This is a genomic window from Roseateles paludis (genome assembly GCF_039872745.1).
In the GTDB taxonomy this organism is placed as follows: Bacteria; Pseudomonadota; Gammaproteobacteria; order Burkholderiales; family Burkholderiaceae_C; genus Pelomonas; species Pelomonas paludis.
In genome coordinates this window covers 1-3,492 of sequence record NZ_JBDPZD010000017.1, presented here as the reverse complement: position 1 = coordinate 3,492, position 3,492 = coordinate 1, and the positions used below count along the sequence as shown (strand labels likewise).

At 67.9% G+C, this 3,492-nt stretch carries 6 protein-coding genes; 4 read left to right on the top strand and 2 right to left on the bottom strand.

The genetic code is table 11. The features are described 5' to 3' along the window. On the bottom strand, positions 1-510 hold a 510-nt coding region (locus ABDJ85_RS20265), incomplete at its 3' end, for a sigma-70 family RNA polymerase sigma factor (RefSeq protein ID WP_347706623.1). Positions 511-617: 107 nt separating this feature from the next. Here ABDJ85_RS20265 and ABDJ85_RS20260 point away from each other — a divergent pair. Genes ABDJ85_RS20260 through ABDJ85_RS20245 form a run of 4 tightly spaced genes read left to right on the top strand, consistent with a single transcriptional unit; the run spans position 618 to position 2,988 of the window. Then, positions 618-896: a BufA1 family periplasmic bufferin-type metallophore gene (locus ABDJ85_RS20260; protein ID WP_347706622.1), complete on the top strand. Its 279-nt coding sequence runs from the start codon at positions 618-620 to the stop codon at positions 894-896. Beyond that, positions 893-1,744 carry an MNIO family bufferin maturase gene (bufB, locus tag ABDJ85_RS20255; protein ID WP_347706621.1) on the top strand — a complete coding sequence of 284 codons (852 nt, stop codon included), beginning with the start codon at positions 893-895 and terminating at the stop codon, positions 1,742-1,744. The genes ABDJ85_RS20260 and bufB overlap by 4 nt, the downstream gene beginning before the upstream one ends. Position 1,745: 1 nt before the next feature. Beyond that, positions 1,746-2,465 carry an HvfC/BufC N-terminal domain-containing protein gene (locus tag ABDJ85_RS20250; RefSeq protein ID WP_347706620.1) on the top strand — a complete coding sequence of 240 codons (720 nt, stop codon included), beginning with the start codon at positions 1,746-1,748 and terminating at the stop codon, positions 2,463-2,465. Positions 2,466-2,484: 19 nt separating this feature from the next. Then, positions 2,485-2,988 (top strand): DoxX family protein, encoded by a 504-nt coding sequence (locus ABDJ85_RS20245; protein WP_347706619.1) that lies wholly within the window; start codon positions 2,485-2,487, stop codon positions 2,986-2,988. Here the strand turns inward: ABDJ85_RS20245 and tolA are convergent. Further along, positions 2,955-3,492 (bottom strand): cell envelope integrity protein TolA (gene tolA, locus ABDJ85_RS20240; RefSeq protein ID WP_347706618.1); only part of this gene is annotated, 538 nt, incomplete at its 5' end. The genes ABDJ85_RS20245 and tolA overlap by 34 nt on opposite strands.

The following is a 3,492-nucleotide window of genomic DNA, read 5'->3' as shown; positions in this document are numbered from 1 at the left end:
CCGGGCGCGGTGCAGCATGACCCAGAGATTGGTCGGCGAGATCGACAACTCCTTACAGATCTCGTCGGTGTCCAGCTCCAGCCACTCACGCATCATGAAAAGCCGGCCCTGCTGCCCGGGCAGCTTCTCGACGCAGGCCTCCAGCACACGGACAAAGTCCTTTTGCCGCAGCGAGTGCTCGGGGTGGCCCCAGTCCTGCGGCGCTTCGCGCCAGTGGCCGTCTTCCTTGAAGAGCAGTTCGTCCAGGTCTTCGGCGTCGTCGCTGGAGGCGGTCGAGACCTCCCGGCAGTTGCGGCGGATCTGGTCGATGAGCTTGTGCTTGAGAATGCCGATGAGCCAGGTCTTGAGCTGGGATTGCCCTGCAAAGGCCTGGGGTTTCTCCAGTGCGGCGAGCACCGTCTCGGACACTGCGTCCTCGGCCCAGGCGGCGTTGCGCAACTGCAGCTGCGCGAACTTGAGCAGGATCGGGCGCAGTTGCTGGACCTGTTCGGCAAAGCTGGGCGTCGTCATCGTGCGCGCAGTGTAAGGATGGGCTAACCAGCCCGACTGCGTCCTTGCGGCCCTTGAGTGCCCCTCAGAGGTCGCCAACCTGTCACTCACCTTTCGGAGTTTTGTTCATGAAGACCCCCCACGTTGCTGCTTCCGCCCTCGCCGCTGCCTTGGCCCTGGGCCTCGTCTCCCAGGCTCAGGCCCAAGACAAGACTGCCAAGGAGAAGTGCTTTGGCATCGTCAAGGCTGGCCAGAACGATTGCGCCAACCTCAGCGGCTCGCATTCCTGCGCCGGCCAGTCCAGCAAGGACAACGACGTTGGCGAATGGAAATTCGTCGCCAAGGGCAGCTGCAAGGCCGCCGGTGGCCTGAGCCAGGAAGAAGCCAAGGCCAAGGCCAAGAAGTGACGCTCAGGAGCGCGGCCGTCGGCATCGGCTGGCGGCAGCCCCACTACGCTGAGCTGCTGGAGCGCCGCCCGGCGCTGGACTTCCTGGAGGTCCACGCCGAGAACTTTTTTGCCGATGGTGGGGCCAGCCTCGCTGTGCTGGATGCCGCGCGCGAGCACTACCCGATCAGCCTGCACGGCGTGGGCCTGGGCCTGGGCTCCAACGCCGGCCTCGACCCTTGGCATCTGGATCGCCTCGCACGCCTGTGCGAACGCGTGCAGCCGGCGCTGGTCTCGGAGCACGCCTGCTTCAGCCGCGTCCACGGCGGCCATGCGGCCGACCTGCTGCCGCTGCCGCGCACGGCCGCCGCACTGGCAAGGCTTGCTGACCAGGTGGACCAGTTGCAACAGCACCTGCGGCGCCAGGTGCTGGTCGAGAACATCAGTGCCTATGTGGCCTGGGACCAGGACGAACTGAGCGAGCCCGCGTTCTTTGCCGAGCTGGTGCGGCGCACCGGCTGCGGCCTTCTGCTGGACGTGAACAACCTGGTCGTCAATGCGCGCAACGCGCAGGGCTGCTCGCCCGACGAAGCGGCTGCCGTAGCCATGGCCTGGGTCGATCACCTGCCGGCAGGCCTGGTGGGCGAGATCCATCTGGCTGGCTACACCGAGCAGCCCGGCCTCTTGATTGACGACCACGCGACCCGTGTGCGGCACGAGGTCTGGCGGGTCTACGAGCACGCGCTGGCGCGCTTTGGCCCTGTGCCCAGCCTGCTGGAGTGGGATACCGACCTGCCCGCGCTTGACGTGCTGCTGGACGAGGCCGAACAAGCACGCCGGACCCTGGTGGACTTGGAAGACTGTGTCTGAGATGGATGAGCAGACGGCTTTCGTCCAGGCGCTGCGCCGGGGCGGCGATGTGCTTGGCCTGCGTGGCGTGCGGCCAGGCCTGAGCGTGGCCGAGGGGCTCAGTGCTTACCGGGGCAATGCGCAGGCTTTGTCGGCACGGGCGCTGGCCGCCGTCTTTCCACGTTTGGAGGCCGAGCTGGGCAGCGCCGACTTTGCGGCCATGGCCTGGGCTTTTTGGCGCACGCAGCCGCCGCTGCGGGGTGACCTGGGCACCTGGGGCGATGCGCTGCCGGCCTTTCTGACCGAGACAGCTGGGCTCGACTCCGGCTTGCCGGGCCTGGCCCAGCTGGAATGGGCCAGGCACGAGGCCGAACGCGCGGCTGATGCCGACCTGGACACCGCGTCCCTCGCCCAACTTGCCCAGTGCGAGCTGGAGGGCTTGCAATTGCAGCTGCGGCCAGCGGTGCGCCTGCTGGCCTTGGCAGGCCCGGTGGCGGACGAGCCGGCCTTGACCGGCCACTGCCTGGTGTGGCGCGAGGGCTGGGTGGCGCAGCATGGGCCACTGGACGCCGCCACGGGGGGCTTCATGGGCGCAGTGCTCGATGGCCGCAGCTTGGCCGAAGCGCTGGCGGCGGGCGAGGTGAAAGGTTTGGGCGCGCAGCCCGACTTCGACTTCAGTGCGTGGCTGCAAGCAGCCTTGCGCCACGAATGGCTGCACCGTGTGGTGCAGCGCCCCACCTGACCCCCAACGCTCCACTGCCATGAACGCCTTGATCACCACCTTGCTGCGCACCGCCATCCACCCCGGGCCCTCGCAGCCCGAGCCCGACCTGCCAGGGCCGCTGGGCCGTTTGCTGTGGGAGGCGCAGTCGCTGGCACTGCTGGGCGCGCGCTTCTATTTGGCGAATGTGTTCTTCAGCTCGGGCCTGACCAAGCTGCGCGACTGGTCGTCCACGCTGGCGCTGTTCCAGGACATCTACAACGTGCCTGTGTTGCCGCCGGTGCTGGCTGCCTACATGGGCACGGCGGGCGAGCTGGTGCTGCCGGTGCTGCTGGTGGCGGGCCTTGCCGGGCGCTTTGCCGGCGCGGGGCTTTTTGTGGTCAACCTGATGGCGGCGCTGTCGCTGTCGGCCGACGACTTCTCACCAGCCGCCCAGTGGCAGCACACGACCTGGGGCTTGCTCGCGCTGGCGCTGGTGCTGTGCGGCGCGGGGCGGTGGTCTATCGACCGCTATTCCTTCGGCCGCATCACCAGGTCGATGTAAGCCGGCACGCGGCCATCGATGTCGCGCGGCAGGCGCTCGGCCTTGTCGATGCCGCGCAGCACGGCGCGGTCCCAGTCCGGGTTGGGGCTGCCGCGCAGCTTGGTGACGGAGACGATGCGCCCATCGGGCCAGAGCGTCACGCGCACTTCCATCTCGGGGTTCTCGTTGCCCTCGGCGTTGAAGATGATCAGCGGGCGGATGTGCGCCTTGATGCGGCCTGCATAGCCTGAGGAGGGCGCGGCGTTTTGTTGCGCCGTGCCGGTGGAGTTGGGGTTGCCAGTGGCGCCAGCCAGGCCTTGCAGGCGGCGCAGTTGCTCCTGGCGCATCGCCTCACGCTTGGCCTCCAGTTTGGCTTCGGTCAACTTGGCTTCCTTCGCCTCTTTGGCGGCGCGCTCGGCCTTGTCCTTCTTGTCCTTTTCGAGCTTGTCCTTGCGCTCCTTCTCGGCCTTGGCGTCGAGCTCGGCCTGCTTGCGGCGCTCGGCTTCTTCGCGCTCCTTGCGGGCC